Below are 18,952 nucleotides of genomic sequence, written 5' to 3' on the forward strand. Positions count from 1 at the left end.
AATTTTTATTATTTATCTATAAATAATATTATAAAATAAACTTTTTTACAAACTAATAAATATTATATTATAAATAAAACATATATATATTGTTATATATTTTTTATAAAAAATTTTTAAATCAAGAAAAGACAAAATCTTTTCTTGATAATAAAAAATATCATATTATTTTTTATATTTTTTAACTTAGAACTTTAGATACAACTCCAGCTCCAACTGTTCTTCCACCTTCTCTAATAGCAAATCGTAAACCATCTGACATTGCTACTGGATGTATTAAAGTTACTGTCATTTTAATATTATCTCCAGGCATCACCATTTCAATATCTTTTGGTAATTCAACAAAACCTGTAACATCAGTTGTTCTAAAATAGAATTGAGGTCTATATCCCTTAAAAAAAGGAGTATGTCTTCCTCCTTCTTCTTTAGATAACACATATACTTCAGATTCAAATTTTATATGAGGTAAAATGCTTCCTGGTTTTGATAATACTTGACCTCTTTCAATATCATCTCTTTTTGTTCCTCTTAATAAAACTCCTATATTTTCTCCAGCTCGTCCTTCATCCAATAATTTTCTAAACATTTCTACACCAGTACAAATAGTTTTAGTTGTAGGTTTAATTCCAACTATTTCTACTTCTTCTCCTACTTTAATAATTCCTCTTTCAACTCTTCCAGTAACAACAGTTCCTCTTCCAGAAATAGAGAATACATCTTCTATAGGTAATAAAAATGGTTCATCAATTGCCCTTTTAGGTTCAGGAATATAATTATCTAATATATTAGCTAAATCAATTATTTTAGATTCCCATTTAGAATCCCCTTCTAAAGCTTTTAAAGCAGAACCTCGTATAATAGGAGTATTATCTCCTGGAAATTCATATTGAGTTAATAAATCTCTTACTTCCATTTCAACTAATTCTAATAATTCTTCATCATCAACCATATCGCATTTATTTAAAAAAACAATAATATAAGGCACGCCAACTTGTCTTCCAAGCAAAATATGTTCTCTAGTTTGAGGCATTGGTCCATCAGTAGCAGCAACAACTAATATTGCACCATCCATTTGAGCAGCTCCGGTAATCATATTTTTTATATAATCAGCATGCCCAGGACAATCAACATGTGCATAATGTCTATTTTTTGTATCATATTCAACATGTGATGTATTAATTGTAATACCCCTAGCTTTTTCTTCAGGAGCATTATCTATTTGATCAAAGGCTTTGGCTGATCCACCATAATTTTTTGATAAAACAGTAGTAATAGCTGCTGTTAAAGTAGTTTTTCCGTGATCAACATGACCAATAGTTCCTACATTAATATGAACTTTTAAACGTTTAAATTTTTCTTTTGACATAATTTAACCTTAAAATAAAAATATTTATAATTTTTTTAAATAAAAATTAATTTATTTATTTTGCTTTTCAATGATATTTTTAGAAATATTAAAAGGGGTTTCTGAATATTTTAAAAATTCCATAGAATATGAAGCTCTACCTTGAGTTTGAGATCTTAAATCAGTTGCATATCCAAACATTTCTGATAAAGGAACAATAGATTTAATTAATTTTCTATAATCTTTATCAACCATACTTTCAATAATTCCTCTACGACGATTTAAATCACCAATTACATCACCCATATATTCTTCAGGAGTCTCTATTTCAACCATCATAATCGGTTCAAGTAAAATAGGTTTTGCTTTTTTAAATCCATTTTTAAAAGCTATAGATGCAGCTAATTTAAAAGCTATTTCTGAAGAATCTACATCATGATAAGATCCATCATGTAATCTTATACCAATATCTAAAACAGGATAACCAGCCAATGGACCAAACTTTAATTGCTCTTGAATTCCTTTATTTACTGCAGGAATATATTCTCCTGGAATAACTCCACCTTTAATATTATTAATAAATTCATATCCTTTTGTTCCTGGTTCTAAAGGAAAAATATCTATTACAACATGTCCATATTGCCCTCTTCCTCCAGATTGTTTAATATATTTTCCTTCAATATCTTTAACTTCTAAACTAATTGTTTCTCTATAAGCTACTTGAGGTTGTCCAATATTTGCATCAACACTAAATTCTCTTTTCATTCGATCGACAATAATTTCTAAATGTAACTCTCCCATTCCAGCAATAATAGTTTGATTAGATTCTTGATCTGTCCATACTTTAAAAGAAGGATCTTCTTTAGCTAATCTATTTAAAGCTGTTCCCATTTTTTCTTGATCAATTTTAGTTTTAGGTTCAACAGCAATAGAAATAACAGGTTCTGGAAATTCCATTTTCTCTAAAATAATAGGATTGTTTTGATCACATAATGTATCTCCTGTAACAACATCTTTTAAACCAATTGCAGCTGCTATATCTCCAGAATATACTTCTTTAATTTCTTCTCTTTTATTTGCATGCATTAAAACAATTCTTCCTAAACGTTCTTTCTTTCCTTTTATAGAATTTAAAATAATATCTCCTGAACGTATCATTCCTGAATATACTCTAAAAAATGTTAAATTTCCAACATAAGGATCAGTAGAAATTTTAAATGCTAATGCAGAAAACGCTTCTTTATCATTAGATTGTCTTATAATTATTTTATTACTTTCTATATTAGAAATTCCTTTTACACAATCAACATCAACTGGAGATGGTAAATAATCAATAACAGCATCTAATAAAGCTTGAACACCTTTATTTTTAAAAGCAGATCCACAAGTTACTAAAACAATTTCATTTTTTAAAGATTTTTTTCTCAAAACTGATTTAATTTCATTTTCTGTAAATTCTTCTTCATTAAAATACTTTTCCATAAGTTGTTCATCAGATTCAGCAACTAATTCAATTATTTTTTTATTCCATTTTTTAGATTCTTTTAATAAATTATTTGGAATTTTTTTATAACTAAAAGATATTCCTTGATCTTTTTCTGTCCAATGAATAGCTTTCATTTTAATTAAATCTATTACCCCAACAAAATTATCTTCTGATCCAATAGATAATTGAATAGGTATAGGATTAGCTCCTAAACGAATTTTAATTTGATTTACAACTTTTAAAAAATTTGCTCCTAATCTATCCATTTTATTTATAAAAGCTATTCTTGGAACATTATACTTATTAGCTTGTCTCCAAACAGTTTCTGATTGAGGTTGCACTCCACCAACAGCACAATATACCATAATAACTCCATCTAACACTCTCATAGATCTTTCTACTTCTATTGTAAAATCTACATGACCAGGAGTGTCAATAATATTTATTCTATTAGATTCATATTGATTAGCCATTCCTGACCAAAATGCTGTTGTTGCTGCTGAAGTAATTGTTATTCCTCTTTCTTGTTCTTGTTCCATCCAATCCATTGTTGCAGCTCCATCATGAACTTCTCCTATCTTATGATTTACACCTGTATAAAACAAAATTCGTTCTGTTGTAGTTGTTTTTCCAGCATCAATATGAGCACTAATACCAATATTTCTATAATTTTTAATAGGTGTAAAACGAGCCATTATATACCTTATTTTTTAAATTACCATCTATAATGTGCAAAAGCTTTATTTACTTCTGCTGTTTTATGAACTTCTTCTTTTTTTTTTACAGCATTTCCTTTATTTGATAAAGCATCAAAAAGTTCATTAAATAATCTAAGAGACATTGATTTATCATTTCTTTTTCTAGCAGATTCTATAATCCAACGCATAGCTAACGTATTCCGTCTTACTGGTCTAACCTCAACAGGAACTTGATAAGTAGATCCACCTACTCTTCTAGATTTTACTTCTACTATTGGACGCACTTTATCTAATGCATTTTCAAAAGAATGCAATGGTTTTTTTCCTGTTTTTTTTGAAAGTTTTATAAGAGCATTATAAACTATAACTTCTGAAACAGATTTTTTCCCATCAACCATTACTATATTAATAAATTTACTTAACAACTCAGATGAAAATTTAGGATCAGGTAATATTTTTCTAGATCCAATAACTTTACGACGAGGCACAATAAATTCTCCCCAATATAAAAAATAAAAATTATGTTAAAAAAAATTAAGTTTTTTTTCTTTTAACTCCGTATTTTGATCTACCATTATTTCTTTCTTTTACTCCTGAACAATCTAAAGCTCCTCTTACTATATGATATCTAACTCCTGGTAAATCTTTTACTCTTCCTCCACGAATTAATATTACAGAATGTTCTTGTAAATTATGACCTTCTCCTCCGATATAAGCTGTAACTTCTAATCCATTTGTTAATCTTACCCTACAAACTTTTCTTAAAGCAGAATTTGGTTTTTTTGGTGTAGTAGTGTAAACTCTTAAACAAACTCCTCTTTTTTGAGGGCATTTTCCTAAAGCTGGAACATTACTTTTTATTATTTTTTTAAATCTCTTTTTTCTAACTAATTGATTAATTGTTGTCATTCTTTTTTCCTTGATAAAAATATATAAAAATTCAAAAAAATATGTATTTTAATAAATTTATTCTTTACCATAATATTTGTTGTTTATGATTCTCTGTTAAATTAACAAAATATTTATAACTTATAGGAATAAAAAATTTAGATATATTAGAAAATAAAATTCCTCTAGCTTTTAAATCATTTAATAAAACATAATTTTTTTTTTTTTTAAAAAAATTTTTTTTTAAAAAAATATTATTTTTTAAAGCAAGTAATACACCATCTTGTAAAATAATTAAATCATCTTTTTTTGTTAAAATCTTATTTAATAAAATTAAATTACTTTTAAATGGAGAATTAATTAATGTATGAAGCACAAATATAATCCTTAAAAATTTAATATATGATCAAATTTAGATATTTTTTTAATAAAATTTTTTATATTTAAAATATTTATAGAAAATAAAAAATTAGAAATATGTAATAAACCTCTACTTTTTAAAGAAAATTTATCACAATAAAATTTTTTTACACCTAAAATTTTTAATATTTTAAATTTTTTTGTATAATCTAAAGATCTAATATAACTAGGATTTTTATATTTTAAACATTGAAATACCCCATCACCAATAAAAAAAATTTCTATTTTATTTACAATAGTAGTTAAAGATATTGTTATATCTAAACCATCTTGACTTATAATATTTCCATAAGGAGAATTAGAAAAAATAATAGCAATATTTTTCATATAAATGAATTAATTTTTTAAAATTATTAAAATTGAATAACACGATCAGATATTTTAATATGTCTAGATAATTTTTCTAAACTTGAAATTTTAAAAAAAATATCTAAATTTCCTTCTAATATTTTTATATTACATGTTTCTTTTATACCAATAATACCACGTCTTAGAGCTGCACTAAAACAAACATTTAATTTTACTTTATTTGTTAAACTAAAAATACTCCATTTTTTTTTTAAATTATATTCATTAATTTCAGGAGATATAAATTTATTAGCATTTAACACTCCATCGCTAACAAAAAAAATGCTTTTTATTTTGTGTTTATTTTTACATATTAATGCTCGAGAAAAAAAAAGAGCGCTTAAAGAATTTTCTGTTCCACAAGAAGATCCTTTTATAATAATAGTATAAATCAAAAAACCTCCTAAAAAAATTTTTTAATTTTCAATAAATATGTTATCTTTTTTTATAAAAAATATTTAATATATTTAAAAAAATTAAATAAAAAAAATATAAATAATTATTAAAAAAAATAATTTAACCATTTCAATACTTTATAGATATAATTAATTATCTATTAAAAATTAATTAATTTTAATTAAAAAATTAATATTCAAATTCACAAAATTATTTAAAAAAATTATGATATATAAAAATAGAATTCAATTAACTTGTATTAGTTTTTTATCATATGCATTTATGGGTGCATTAATTACTGTAACAGGATTAGTAATACAAAATATTTCTACTCAATTTAAAATACCTATATCAGAAGCAAGCACAGTTTTTAATTTTTTAAATCTTGGAATTATAATTTCATTATTTTGTAGCTCATGGTTTTTAGAATTATTTCCATTACAACAACAACTAGATTATGGATTAATTTTAACTTTCCTAGCTAGTCTTTTATCTTTATTATCTACAAATTTAATAATTTTTTCTATAAGTATATTATTTTTTGGATTAGTAAGTGGAATGATTTTATCTGTTGGAACATTTTTAATTGCAAACCTTTATCATGGAAATGAAAGATCAAAAAAAATGTTATTAACTGATTCATTTTTTAGTATATCAGGAATAATTTTTCCTATAATTAATATATTTTTTATATCTCATAATATTCAATGGAATTATATATATTGTTTAATTGGATGTATTTATTTTATTATATTTATTTTTTCAAAAACTATTATTCTTCCAAAATTTTTAAAAAAAGAAATTCAAACATATCATATAAATAATCAAGAAAATATTTTAAATACTAATATTTTTCTTTTATATGTTTCATCATTAATTTACATATTAGGTCAATTAGGATTTATTTCTTGGATTCCTGAATATTCAATTAAATACATTAATATAGATATAGAAAAATCAAATAAAATTGTTAGTAGTTTTTGGTTAAGTTATATTATTGGAATGTGGTTTTTTAGTTATTTTCTTAAATTTTGTAATTTACAAAAAATTATTATATTTTTATCCGGAATATCTACTATTATTATGTTTTGTTTTATTCAAAACACAAATTATTTATTTTCTTTATTTATAATTTCTTTATTAGGATTTTTTTCAAGCCCAATATATGGAATTATTATAACTTTAACGTCTATTCAAACAATAAATCCATCTCCAAAAATAATTAATTTTACTTTATTTTTTGGAACTCTTGGTACATTATTAACATTTCTTATCACTTCTCCAATTGTAAAATTTCAAGGAGTTAAATCAGCATTAATTGCTTCTAACATTTTTTACTTATTAATTTTTTTTATATTTATATTATTTCAATATCAGACAAATGAAAAAATAAAATAAAAAAATTTTTAACTATTAAAAATATTTATTTTTATATATTTTAATAAAATATATTAAAATATATAAAGATAATATAAAATATATCATTTTCTTAAAATACCTAAACTATCATAAACTTGACATAAAGTTTTTTTTGCTATTTTTGATGCTTTTTTAGATCCTATATTAGAAATATTTTTTAAAAATTGTATATCTTTTCTATAAATAAAAAATTTTTTTTGAATTTTTAAAATATGAATATTTAAAATATTAAAAACTTCTTTTTTTAAATCTATATAAGATTTTCCAATAAAATATTTTTCTAATTCTTTTATAGAAATTTCAGTTAATGTTGAAAGAATAATTAATAAATTTGAAATACCTGGTTTTTTAATAGAATCAAAATAAATTTTAGGAGGAATATCAGAATCTGTTATTGAAGATTTTATTTTTTTTAAAATTTCTTTAGGGTTTTCTAATAAAAAAATTACATTTTTTTTATTTAAATCTGATTTAGACATCTTTCTTTTTGGATCTTTTAAAGACATAATTTTTGAACCAAGATCATACATTAATAAATCAGGAACAGTAAATATTTTTTTATAATTCGAATTAAATCTAATAGCTAAATTTCTAGTTAATTCCACATGTTGTTTTTGATCTTGCCCAACATGAACTTTATCTGTATTATATAATAAAATATCAGAAGCCATTAAAATAGGATAATTAAATAATCCAGTATTAATTTTTTTAGATGTATAAGTTAATTTACTTTTAAATTGAGTCATTCGACTTAATTCTTTATAATATGTTATACAACTTAAAATCCAATTTAATTCAGAATGTTCATGAACAGAAGACTGTATAAAAATTATACTTTTTTTAGGATCTACTCCGCATGCTAAATATAAAGCTAAAGTGTCCAAAACAGATTTTTTTTTTAAAATTCTATTTTCTTTAGTAAAAGATGTTAATGAATGCAAATCAGCAATACAAAAAATACATTTATATTCATTTTGCATTTTTTTCCAATGTTTTAAAACACTTATATAATTTCCTATTGTTAATTTTCCTGATGGTTGAATTGCACTAAAAACTGTTAATTTTTTTAATTTCATTTTTATTAGTTCTCAAAAAATTCTTTAAAAATTCTTAATTTTTATTTTTTAATTTTATTGAATTTAAATATCAAATTTTTTATTTTTTTAATAATAAATTTAGGATCATTATTAAAAATATATGATCCAATAACAAGAATATTTACTCCTGATTTTAATAAAAAATTAATATGATTTAACTTTATTCCTCCATCAACAGAAATATAAATTTTTCGTTTACTTAAAATAACTTTTTTTTTTATTAAATTTATTTTTTTAAAAGTATTTGTCATAAATTCTTGATTAGAAAATCCAGGATCTACAGACATAATTAGAACTAAATCTAATTTTTCTATAATATCATCAATAAAATCAATTGATAAAGCAGGATTAATAGCAACACCAACTTTACATCCATTATCTTTTATAATGTTTAAAGTTCTATTTAAATGATAAGTTGATTCTGGATGAATAGTAATAAAATCAGCTCCAGCTTGAGCAAATAATGGAATTAAATTATCTACTGGCTTTGCCATAATATGAACATCAATTGGATTTAAAATATTATAATTTCTAATAGATTTCAAAACCATTGGTCCAAATGTTAAATTTGGAACATAATGATTATCCATAACATCAAAATGAATCATGTCTGCTCCAAATTTTAAAACATTTTTTATTTCTTGTCCTAAAATAGAAAAATTTGCTGATAAAATTGAAGTAGATAAAAGTATTTTGTTCATCTTTTTTTTATAACCGTTTTAAACATAATTAATATATTAAAAATAATAAATTTAATTCTTTAAAGAATTTTTAATAGAAGAAAAAATTATTTCTTTTGTAACTTTATCATGAAGTTTAACTAAACCTATTTTATGAGGCAAAATTAATCGAATATTTCCAAAAATATTTTTTTTATCTTTCTTCATATAAAAAAAATAACTATCTAAAGGCATATTTTTTGGAGGAAGAACAGGTAAATTAAATTTTTTTAATAAAGAAATGATTCTACAAACAGTTTTTTTTTTTAAAAATCCTAAAATCTCTGAAGTTTTAGAAGCAATAACCATACCTATAGATATTGCTTCTCCATGCAAATATTTTTTATAATTAAAATATGATTCAATAGCATGACCATATGTATGACCAAAATTTAATACCATTCTACAATTTTCTTCTTTTTCATCAATAGAAATTATTTTTGACTTCAATTTACAACATTTTTTAATACAATATAATAAATATTTAGTATGTAAATTAATCAAATTAATAAAATTTTTTTCTAACCATAAAAAAAATTTTTTATTAAAAATAATTGAATATTTTATAACTTCAGCAAATCCAGAAAATAATTCATTTTTTGGTAAAGTTGATAAAAAAAATAAATCAATAACAATAAACTTTGGTTGCCAAAAAGTTCCAATCATATTTTTACCTAAAATATGATTCACACCAGTTTTTCCTCCAACAGAAGCATCTACTTGCGCAAGTAAAGTTGTTGGTATTTGAATAAACTCTATTCCTCTTTGATAAATAGAAGCAACAAATCCTGTAATATCTCCAATAACACCACCACCAAAAGCAATAAGTATAGAATCCCTTCCACAATTTTTTTTTAATAATTTAGTAATAATATAATTAACTTCTTTTAATGATTTATAATTTTCTCCGTTTGGTATTGTAATAATTTCAATATTTATTTTATTTTGTTTAAAATATTTTAAAATTGTATTTTTAAAAATTTTTAATAAAATTTTGTTTGTTATTAAAATATATCTTTTTTTTTTATTAAAAAATGAAAAAATTTCATTTTTTTTAAAAATATTAAAACCAATAATAATTGGATAATTTTTGTCTTTAATAGGAATAACTAATTTCTTTAACATATTTTGTTCACTTAAAAGTAATTTAGTTAAATTTTATATTTATAAATTTAATGATTTAATTATATTTTTAACTATAGTCTGAGAACTATAATTATCAGCATTAATAATAATATCAGACATATTTTTATATAAATGATTACGCTCAAATTTTAATTTTTTTAAAGTAGATTTTAAAGATTTTTTCATATGCAATAATGGTCTATTTTTGTCTGTTTGTGTTCTTATTAATTGTTTTTCAAGAGTAATTTTTAAATAAATAACAATTCCATATGAAGTTAAATATTTTCTATTTACACTAGAAAGTATTGATCCACCACCTGTAGCTAAAACAATTCCTTTTTTATGAGTTAATTCATAAATAATTTTTGATTCTCTTTTTCTAAAACCTTTTTCTCCTTCAACATCAAAAACCCAATTTATATCAGCTCCAGTTCTTTTTTCAATTTCTTCATCAGAATCATAAAATTTCATTTTTAGTTTTTTGGCTAAATTTCTTCCAACTGTGCTTTTTCCAGCTCCCATCGGTCCTATTAAAAATAAATTTTTTTTCATATTAATTTGTCTATAAAAATAAATCAGTTAATAATTTTATTACGTTTTTGTATTATTAAAAATAACATAATATTTTAAATAAAATAAATTTTTTTATAAATTAATATAAAAAATATAAAATATCTTAATAATAAACATTAATTTAAATAAAAATTTTAAAAATAAAATTTATTTTATATAAAGACTTGACGTTTGTTTTTTTTTTATTAGAATAATATTAAGTATTAAAAAATTTGGTGAAATGTCCGAGCGGCTTAAGGAGCACGCCTGGAAAGCGTGTATATGGAAACGTATCAAGGGTTCGAATCCCTTTTTCACCAAAAAAAATAATTAATTTTATAAAATTTGTTATTATAGATAAATTATTTTATTAATAATTTCTAATAAAATTTTTTAAAATATTTATATTTCTTTATAAAAAATTTTTATTAAAAATAAGAAATTGTAAAAATAAATAATTTATTTAAAATTTAATTTTTTAAAACAAACTATATAAACAAAATATTTCTATATCTATTTTTAATATTTTAAAATTTTTTAATAAATTAAAAAATATTTATTTTTTGTATAAAATACATCAGTAATAAAAATTTTTTATAATATACACTAGAAAAAATTAATTTTTTTAAAATATATAATAAAATATTTTAATGTTTTAAAATTTTTAGTAAAAAAAAGATTAAATAATTTTTAAAATATAATCTATTTATTAAAAAATCTATTGATAAAATCATTTCAATAATTATATCTCTAAATTTAATTTTATTATTAATTCTTCAAAAAATATTTAATTATATAATTTTTTTAAAATTATAAAAAATTAAATAGTTCTTTTAAATTAATAGATAAAGAAGAAATTAAAAAATTCTATATCTTATAAATAGATATTTTTTATTTTTATATAATATAGTATATCCTAACTATTAATCTTATATTATTAATTTTAACTGAATTTTTTAAAAAATTTTTATCTATATATTTTTAATCTTAATTAATCTTCTAATATTATAAAGAAATTTAGAAAAATAAGAAAATTTATAATTATATATTAAAAATTAATTATGCATAATATAATTTCATATTAAATTTTATTATATAATAATATTTTAAACATTATTTTTTTTAAAAAAATTTATTCTAATATATTTAAGATTATATTTATACTCTGAAATTAATAATTAATAAATTTATATTATATTAAAAATTTAAAACTTTTATTATTATTTTTTTATAAAAACATTTTTAATTCTTTAATTTAAATAAAAAATTTTTCTTTAAAATTCTATAAAAACAATAAAAAAATGAAAAAAAAATAATAAAAATATATAATTAAAATTAAATTTTTTTTTAAATTATTTTTTTAAAATTTAAAAATTTTTTAAATAAATATATAAAAATATTTATAAATATTATTAAAAAAATAAAAAAAAAAAAAAAAAATAATACATTAAACGTATAAATACTAAAAATTTATTTTATTATGATATTCAAAATATTTAATTTAATAAAATTAATTCTTTCTTTTTATATATTCAAATAAATTTTTTATTTTTAAACATATATAATTTAATAGTAATTATTGAAATATAATATTTATTATAATTTAGTACAATATTAATTGTTTTTAAATAAAAACATTATTTTTTTTAAAATAAAATATTTTTACAATAAAATTTTTAAAAAAATAAAGTTAAATAAAATATAAAATATTAATTTTTTATTTTAATATATTTTATTTTTATATAAATTCAAAATATCAATTTCAAATAAATTTATATTAATAAATATTTATAATTATTTTTTTAAAATATTATTTAAAAAAAAATTTATAAAACTATTTTTTTAAATTTTATAATTAATTTAAAAATAAAGATAAAAAATTTAAAAAATATTTAAATTCAATATTTTTTAATAAAAATTTAAATAAAAAAAAATAAATTCTTATAATTTTATATTTATAAAAAATAATTTAAAAATTTTAAATAAAATTTTTAAACGAATTTTTTAAAAAAAAAAATAAAAAAATAGATTTATTTAATAATAAAAAAATTTAATTTTGTATTAAAAAAATTAAATGTTTATATTTTATTATATCAATATTTTTATATATCTTATAAAATATTTAAATTTTAATTATTAAATTTATATAAATATTTAAAAAAATTAACTATTAAAATAAATATAAAAAAATAAAAATAACTTTTAAATAACATTTCTTATTATTTTAATAATTTCTTTTTATTATTAAAAAAAATAAATTTATATATTATAATTTTTATAAATTATATAATTTTTTATAAAAATTATTAAAAATATTTTTATTTTTTATATAAAATTTTTAAAAATTATATTATTTAATTTTTGAAAAAATTATTTTATTATATTTTTTAATAATTAAATTTAATTTAAAATTACTACTAGAAAAATATATTATTTCATTATCATTATCATATGCCAAAGAAGAATAATTTTCTTTTTTAAATTGTTCTAAAAAAAATAAATTATCACAAGATATCCAACGTATTAAAGATATATTAGTGTTTTTATAACTGGCTAATACTTTATATTCAAAATTTAATCTTTCTAAAATTACATCAAATTGTAATTGACCAATTACTCCTAAAATTAAAGAATTATTTATAAATGGTTTAAAAACATGAACAGCTCCTTCTTCTGATAATTGTTTTAATCCTCTTAATAATTTTTTTTGATTTAATGCATCTTTTAAATAAATAATTTTAAATAATTCTGGAGAAAATTTTGGAATTTCAATAAAATTTATATTTTCTCCTTGAGTAAAAGTATCACCAATTTTTATATTTCCTTTATTATATATTCCAATAATATCTCCTGGATAAGCTTTGTCTATTAAAAATCTTTTACCAGCAATAAAATTTACTGCATTATTAATAATATTATTTTTTTTTGTTCGTACATGATATAATTTCATTCCTTTTTTATATTTTCCTGAAACTATTCTAAGAAATGCAACTCTATCATGATGTTTTAAATTCATATTTGCTTGAATTTTAAAAACAAATCCAGAAAAATTTTTTTCTATTGAATATACTTTTCTTGTTAAACTATTTCGATAATTTGGATAAGGAGCCCAATTAATTAAACCTTTTAAAATATGATTTACTCCAAAATTAATTAAAGCACTTCCAAAAAAAATTGGCGTTTCTAATCCTTTTAAAAAATTTTTTTTATTAAATTTATCATAACAAGATTGAATTAAATTTAAATCTTCTGTAAAATTTAAAATTTCAGAATGTGTAAAATATTTTTTTAAAATTTTTATATCAAAACTATCAATAGATTTTTTATAATTTTTATTTTTATATTTATTATTATTAAAATATAAATATATTTTTTTATTTAAAATATTAATAACTCCTTTAAAATTTCTACCACTACCAATAGGCCAATTTATTGGAATACAAGAAATATTTAATTTTTTTTCTATATCATCTAAAATTTTAATTGAATCATAAGAATCTCGATCTAATTTATTAATAAATGTAATAATTGGAATTTTTTTTAAACGAGCAACTTTAATTAATTTTTTAGTTCTTTTTTCAACACTTTTAGATGCATCAATGATCATAATACAACAATCAACTGCAGTTAAAACACGATATGTATCTTCTGAAAAATCTTCATGACCTGGAGTATCTAATAAATTTAAATGATGATTTAAATAAATAAATTTCATAATAGATGTAGTAACAGAAATTCCTCTTTTTTTTTCAATTTCCATCCAATCTGATTGAGCATATTTCTTAGATTTCCTAGATTTAATAGTACCTGCTTCACGAATAACTTTTCCTAATAATAAAAATTTTTCTGTAATAGTTGTTTTACCAGAATCTGGATGAGAAATAATTGCAAAAGTCTTTCTAGATTTAATTTTTAAAATATCTTTTTTAGGCAAAATTTTCTTTTTCATGTAATAAAATTTTTCTCTTTTAAATAAATTTAAAATTATTTAAAATAAAATATTATTTTAAAAAAATAAAATATATTATATAAAATATAATATTTTTTTAAAAATATATTATTAAAAATAATAATTTATAAATCTTAAATTTATAATTTAATTATATTTTTTTTTTATAATTTATCATAATCTTAATATAATTTCTTTAAAATGAGTTTTCATAATGAAAAAAAATATTTATATTGCATATACTGGAGGAACAATTGGAATGAAAAAATCTCCTTTTGGATATATTCCAATACCTGGTTTTCTTCAAAAACAACTACAAAATATGAAAGAATTAAATAAAAAAGAAATTCCAAATTTTGTAATTAATGAATATACACCATTAATTGATTCATCTAATATGACACCAAAAGACTGGAAAAAAATAGCATATGATATTAAAAAAAATTATAAAAAATACGATGGATTTATTATATTACACGGAACAGATACAATGTCATATACAGCTTCTGCACTATCATTTATATTAGAAAATTTACAAAAACCAGTAATTATTACAGGATCTCAAATACCATTATGTGAAATTAGATCTGACGGAAGACAAAATTTGATAAATTCTTTATTTATTGCAGCAAATTATCCTATAAATGAAGTTTCTTTATTTTTTAATAATAAACTCTATAGAGGAAATAGAACTACTAAAACTCATGCAGATGGATTTAATGCATTTTCTTCTCCAAATTTACCTCCATTACTAAAAATTGGAATAAAAATAAAAAAATTATATAATAATTCAATTTTAAAAAAGAAAAAAAAATTAATTATTCATAATATTAAACATCAACCAATTAATATTGTAACGATATATCCTGGAATATCAAAAAAAATTATGAAAAATTTGTTTTTAAAACCAACTAAAGGATTAATTCTTTGTTCTTATGGAACAGGAAACGCTCCTCAAAATAAAGAGTTTTTATATGAAATAAATAAAGCTCATAGTAAAAATATTATTATTATAAATTTAACACAATGTATATCAGGAACTGTAAATATGAAAAACTATGCTACTGGAAATTCATTATATAATTCTGGAGTAATTAGCGGAAAAGATTTAACAATTGAAGCAACTTTAACTAAACTACATTTTTTATTTACTCAAAATCTTTCCATTAAATCAATTAAAAAAAAAATGCAAAAAAATTTAAGAGGAGAAATAACAAATTCTAAAAAATATTAATTTTTTAAAATTATAATTTAAAAAAATAAATATTTTTTATATTAATATATATTTTAAAAAAATTAATAATAAGATAAAGAATTATGTTTATGTATAGTTATATCAATTACTTTAGAAATTTTTGGAAAATTATTTAATAAACGTTTTTCAACCATATTTTTTAAAGTAGAATTTACCATTGAGCAACCATTACAACCACCTTGAAATTCAATAATTACTTCATTTTTTTTATTTATTTTTTTTAAAACTAATTTCCCTCCATGTGATAATAAAAACGGATTAATATTTACATCTATAAAATATAAAATTTTTTGTTCTAAATTAGTTAATTTTTTTTTAATAGAATGCTTGATATATGGAGAACGTAACATTAATTCAAAATTTAAATTATTCTGTATTAATTTAATTTGAGAGTCTTTTAAATAAAATAAATCTTTCTTTTGTATATATACATTAAATTTTTTAAATTTAAATTTTTTATCTAAATTTGTAACATTTTTTAATTTAACATATTCAATATTACATAAAGCTTTTTCTGTTCCTGGATTTTCTACAAAAATTTTTATATGTGTATTAATTTTTTTTTTAGATAATAATCTTGAAATATATTTCTGAGCATTTTTAGAAATTTTAATCATATTTATAAATATATATTAAGTAAATAATTTATTCTTAATTTTATATTAAAAAATAATTTAAATATATAATTAATTTATAAAAAATATAAAAAAAATTTTATTAAATTAATTTTTTAATTTATTATGACATATTTTATTCTTAAAAATTAAATTATTTAAAAAAATGAAAATTATAAATAAAAAAAAAATAAATTTAATATTAATTCATGGAGTAGGATTTAATAAAAAAATATGGTATTTTTTTAAAAAAAAATTTAATAAAAAATTTAAAATTTATACAATAAATCTTTATTTACCAAAAAAAAAATATAATTTTAATATAAATTTTAAAAATTTTATTAAAAAAATAATTTCTAAAATACCAAAAAATTCTATATTAATAGGTTGGTCTATTGGAGGTTTAATAGCTACTATAATAAATTTTAAAATTAAAAAAAATATTATTTTATTAATTACAATTTGTTCATCTCCGTGTTTTAAAAAAAAAAAAAAATGGCCAGGAATAAATACTGATCAAATAAATAAAATAAAAAATGAATTATTTTATAATTATGAAAATTCTATAAAAAATTTTTTAAATCTTCAAAAAAATAAAAAAAATTTAAAAAAAATTAATATTTTATACAAAAAAATAATTAATAAAAACAAACTAAATTATAATTCTTTAAAATTTAATATTAAAATTTTAAAAAAAATTGATGTAAGACATTTATTAAAAAAAATAAAAACACCAATGTTAAGAATATATGGAAATTTAGATTCTATTGTTCCAATAAAAATATCAAAAATATTAGATTTATATTTAAATCAAAAATCTTATATTATAAAAAATTCTAATCACGCTCCATTTATATCTCATGAAAAAATTTTTTATAATAAAATTATTAAATTTATTAAAAAATATACTAATTAATTTAAAATTTTAAATTAAAAACTTTCAATTTATTAAATAATTTTAAAAAAATTATTTTTTAAAATGAAAGTTTATAAAACATAATATATTTTTTAAAAAAATAAATTTCTAAAAAGGAATTTCATCTTCAAAATCCATATTAGATTCATTTAATAAAGATTCTGTATTAGAATTTTTTAATGTTTTATCTTTTTTATTTTTTTTTAAATTTGATTGATTTAAAACATTTTCATTGTTATTTTTAAAATTATTAAAATTTTTTCTATTTCCTAACATTTGCATAGATCCATTAATATTTACAACAATTTCTGTCACATATCTTTCTAAATTATTTTTATCTATCCATTTTCTTGTTTTTAAAGAACCCTCTATATATACTTGAGATCCTTTTTTTAAATATTCTCCAGTAATTTCAGCTAATTTTCCAAATAAAACTACTTTATGCCATTCTGTTTTTTCTTTTGTTTCTCCCGTATTTTTATCTTTCCAATTCTCAGACGTAGCAATATTAATATTTGCAACTGCTGCACCATTAGTCATATATCTAATATCTGGATCTTGACCAAGATATCCTATTAAAATAACTTTATTTACTCCTCTACTAGCCATTATTTTTTTTCTCTAAAATATATAAATTATTTTTAATAATACTATATTTAAAATATAAATGCTTTATAATTATAAAAAATTCTTTTAAAAATATATATTTAAAAAAATAATAAAAATTATGAAAAAAAAAAATATTATTTGCGTTGCTCCAATGTTCAAATATACAGATAGACATTGTAGATATTTTCATAGATTATTTACAAAAAATTCATTTTTATATACAGAAATGACAACAAGTCAAAGTATTTTAAATAAAAAATTTAAATTATATAAAAATAAAGATAAAGAAAAAAAAGTTTCTTTACAAATTATAGGAAATAATCCAGAAGAATTAGCTAAATGTGCTGATATTGCATATAAAAAAAAATATAATGAAATAAATCTTAATATTGGTTGTCCATCTATACATATGACAAAGAATAATTTAGGAGTATCTTTAATGAAAGATACAAAAATAATCATTGAAACATTAAAAAAAATTTACAATTCTTCTCCAATTCCTATTAGTATAAAAACTAGAACTGGGTTTAATAATAATAATAAATATAATTTTTTAAGAGATTTTGTTCATGAAACATCACAAAATAATTTATGTAAAATTTTTATTATTCATGCAAGAAACGCTATTTTAAACAAAAATTTTACAACAAAAAAAAATAGAACTATACCAAAACTAAAATATAATTATGTCTATAAACTAAAAAAAGATTTTCCTCATTTAAATTTTATTATTAATGGAGAAATAAAATCTATTTTAGAAATAAAAAATCATTTAAAAAAAGTAGATGGAGTCATGATAGGAAGAGAAATTTATAAAAATCCATTTTTTTTAAAAAAAATTGAAGAGAAAATATTTCATTCAAAAAAAATAATTACAAAAAAAAAAATAATATCTAAAATGTATTCATATATTAAAAAAGAAATAAAAAAAAAAACATCTTTAAGATCAATTACTCGTCATATGAATGGAATGTTTTATAACAAAAAAGGATCAAAAAAATGGAAAAATTTTTTAAATAATATTAATAAAGAAAATAATAATTTTAAAATTAAAAAATACTTTAAAAAAATATATCTTTTACGTAAAAAATAATTTTTATTAAAAAATTCTATGGT

The 18,952-nt window shown here is 18.6% G+C and carries 18 protein-coding genes and 1 tRNA gene; 5 read left to right on the plus strand and 14 right to left on the minus strand.

Annotated elements, in window-relative coordinates; genetic code table 11:
• Positions 1–181 precede the first annotated feature (181 nt).
• The 7 genes from tuf to tusD form a co-directional block, all read right to left on the minus strand.
• Positions 182–1,366 carry an elongation factor Tu gene (gene tuf / locus RJT80_RS01905; protein WP_343187721.1) on the minus strand — a complete coding sequence of 395 codons (1,185 nt, stop codon included), beginning with the start codon at positions 1,364–1,366 and terminating at the stop codon, positions 182–184.
• Positions 1,367–1,417: 51 nt separating this feature from the next.
• Positions 1,418–3,526, minus strand: a complete 2,109-nt coding sequence (gene fusA, locus RJT80_RS01910) for an elongation factor G (RefSeq protein ID WP_343187722.1) — start codon at positions 3,524–3,526, stop codon at positions 1,418–1,420.
• 20 nt (positions 3,527–3,546) lie between these two features.
• Complete coding sequence (rpsG, locus tag RJT80_RS01915; RefSeq protein WP_343183498.1) at positions 3,547–4,017, minus strand: 30S ribosomal protein S7; 471 nt, start codon at positions 4,015–4,017, stop codon at positions 3,547–3,549.
• Positions 4,018–4,063: 46 nt separating this feature from the next.
• Positions 4,064–4,438 carry a 30S ribosomal protein S12 gene (gene rpsL, locus RJT80_RS01920; protein WP_343187723.1) on the minus strand — a complete coding sequence of 125 codons (375 nt, stop codon included), beginning with the start codon at positions 4,436–4,438 and terminating at the stop codon, positions 4,064–4,066.
• Between the two features lie 64 nt (positions 4,439–4,502).
• Positions 4,503–4,793, minus strand: a complete 291-nt coding sequence (tusB, locus tag RJT80_RS01925) for a sulfurtransferase complex subunit TusB (RefSeq protein ID WP_343187724.1) — start codon at positions 4,791–4,793, stop codon at positions 4,503–4,505.
• An 11-nt stretch (positions 4,794–4,804) separates the two neighbouring features.
• Positions 4,805–5,164: a sulfurtransferase complex subunit TusC gene (gene tusC, locus RJT80_RS01930; RefSeq protein WP_343187725.1), complete on the minus strand. Its 360-nt coding sequence runs from the start codon at positions 5,162–5,164 to the stop codon at positions 4,805–4,807.
• A gap of 26 nt (positions 5,165–5,190) precedes the next feature.
• Positions 5,191–5,580, minus strand: coding sequence for a sulfurtransferase complex subunit TusD (gene tusD / locus RJT80_RS01935; RefSeq protein WP_343187726.1), 390 nt, complete (start codon positions 5,578–5,580; stop codon positions 5,191–5,193).
• Positions 5,581–5,806: 226 nt separating this feature from the next.
• On the opposite strand from tusD, the gene tsgA reads away from it, so the two are divergent.
• Positions 5,807–6,979, plus strand: a complete 1,173-nt coding sequence (gene tsgA / locus RJT80_RS01940; RefSeq protein ID WP_343187727.1) for an MFS transporter TsgA — start codon at positions 5,807–5,809, stop codon at positions 6,977–6,979.
• Positions 6,980–7,062: 83 nt separating this feature from the next.
• Here the strand turns inward: tsgA and trpS are convergent, their stop codons facing one another.
• From trpS to aroK, 4 genes are read right to left on the minus strand one after another with little or no spacing between them, the layout of a single operon-like run.
• A complete protein-coding gene (trpS, locus tag RJT80_RS01945) occupies positions 7,063–8,076 on the minus strand; it encodes a tryptophan--tRNA ligase (protein ID WP_343187728.1) in 1,014 nt (337 codons plus the stop codon).
• 41 nt (positions 8,077–8,117) lie between these two features.
• Positions 8,118–8,798, minus strand: coding sequence for a ribulose-phosphate 3-epimerase (rpe, locus tag RJT80_RS01950; RefSeq protein WP_343187729.1), 681 nt, complete (start codon positions 8,796–8,798; stop codon positions 8,118–8,120).
• Positions 8,799–8,849: 51 nt separating this feature from the next.
• Positions 8,850–9,941 carry a 3-dehydroquinate synthase gene (gene aroB / locus RJT80_RS01955; protein ID WP_343187730.1) on the minus strand — a complete coding sequence of 364 codons (1,092 nt, stop codon included), beginning with the start codon at positions 9,939–9,941 and terminating at the stop codon, positions 8,850–8,852.
• A gap of 39 nt (positions 9,942–9,980) precedes the next feature.
• On the minus strand, positions 9,981–10,499 hold the full coding sequence (gene aroK / locus RJT80_RS01960) for a shikimate kinase AroK (protein ID WP_343187958.1): 519 nt from the start codon (positions 10,497–10,499) through the stop codon (positions 9,981–9,983).
• A 229-nt stretch (positions 10,500–10,728) separates the two neighbouring features.
• On the opposite strand from aroK, the gene RJT80_RS01965 reads away from it, so the two are divergent.
• A tRNA-Ser gene (locus RJT80_RS01965) sits at positions 10,729–10,813 on the plus strand.
• Positions 10,814–12,843: 2,030 nt separating this feature from the next.
• Here the strand turns inward: RJT80_RS01965 and RJT80_RS01970 are convergent.
• Entirely contained in the window at positions 12,844–14,442 is a 1,599-nt protein-coding gene (locus RJT80_RS01970) for a peptide chain release factor 3 (protein WP_343187731.1), read from the minus strand.
• A gap of 211 nt (positions 14,443–14,653) precedes the next feature.
• Between RJT80_RS01970 and ansA the strand changes: the two genes are divergently transcribed.
• Positions 14,654–15,676 carry an asparaginase gene (gene ansA, locus RJT80_RS01975; RefSeq protein WP_343187959.1) on the plus strand — a complete coding sequence of 341 codons (1,023 nt, stop codon included), beginning with the start codon at positions 14,654–14,656 and terminating at the stop codon, positions 15,674–15,676.
• Between the two features lie 62 nt (positions 15,677–15,738).
• Here ansA and RJT80_RS01980 read toward each other — a convergent pair whose 3' ends face one another.
• Positions 15,739–16,314 (minus strand): NifU family protein, encoded by a 576-nt coding sequence (locus tag RJT80_RS01980; protein WP_343187732.1) that lies wholly within the window; start codon positions 16,312–16,314, stop codon positions 15,739–15,741.
• Positions 16,315–16,477: 163 nt separating this feature from the next.
• Between RJT80_RS01980 and RJT80_RS01985 the strand changes: the two genes are divergently transcribed.
• Positions 16,478–17,227, plus strand: a complete 750-nt coding sequence (locus RJT80_RS01985) for an alpha/beta fold hydrolase (protein ID WP_343187733.1) — start codon at positions 16,478–16,480, stop codon at positions 17,225–17,227.
• A 108-nt stretch (positions 17,228–17,335) separates the two neighbouring features.
• On the opposite strand, the gene ssb is transcribed toward RJT80_RS01985, so the two are convergent.
• Positions 17,336–17,836, minus strand: coding sequence for a single-stranded DNA-binding protein (ssb, locus tag RJT80_RS01990; RefSeq protein WP_343187734.1), 501 nt, complete (start codon positions 17,834–17,836; stop codon positions 17,336–17,338).
• Positions 17,837–17,954: 118 nt separating this feature from the next.
• On the opposite strand from ssb, the gene dusA reads away from it, so the two are divergent.
• Positions 17,955–18,929 (plus strand): tRNA dihydrouridine(20/20a) synthase DusA, encoded by a 975-nt coding sequence (gene dusA / locus RJT80_RS01995; protein WP_343187735.1) that lies wholly within the window; start codon positions 17,955–17,957, stop codon positions 18,927–18,929.
• Positions 18,930–18,952 lie beyond the last annotated feature (23 nt).

It is taken from the genome of Buchnera aphidicola (Periphyllus koelreuteriae) (assembly GCF_039360445.1).
Lineage (GTDB): Bacteria > Pseudomonadota > Gammaproteobacteria > Enterobacterales > Enterobacteriaceae > Buchnera_J > Buchnera_J aphidicola_BM.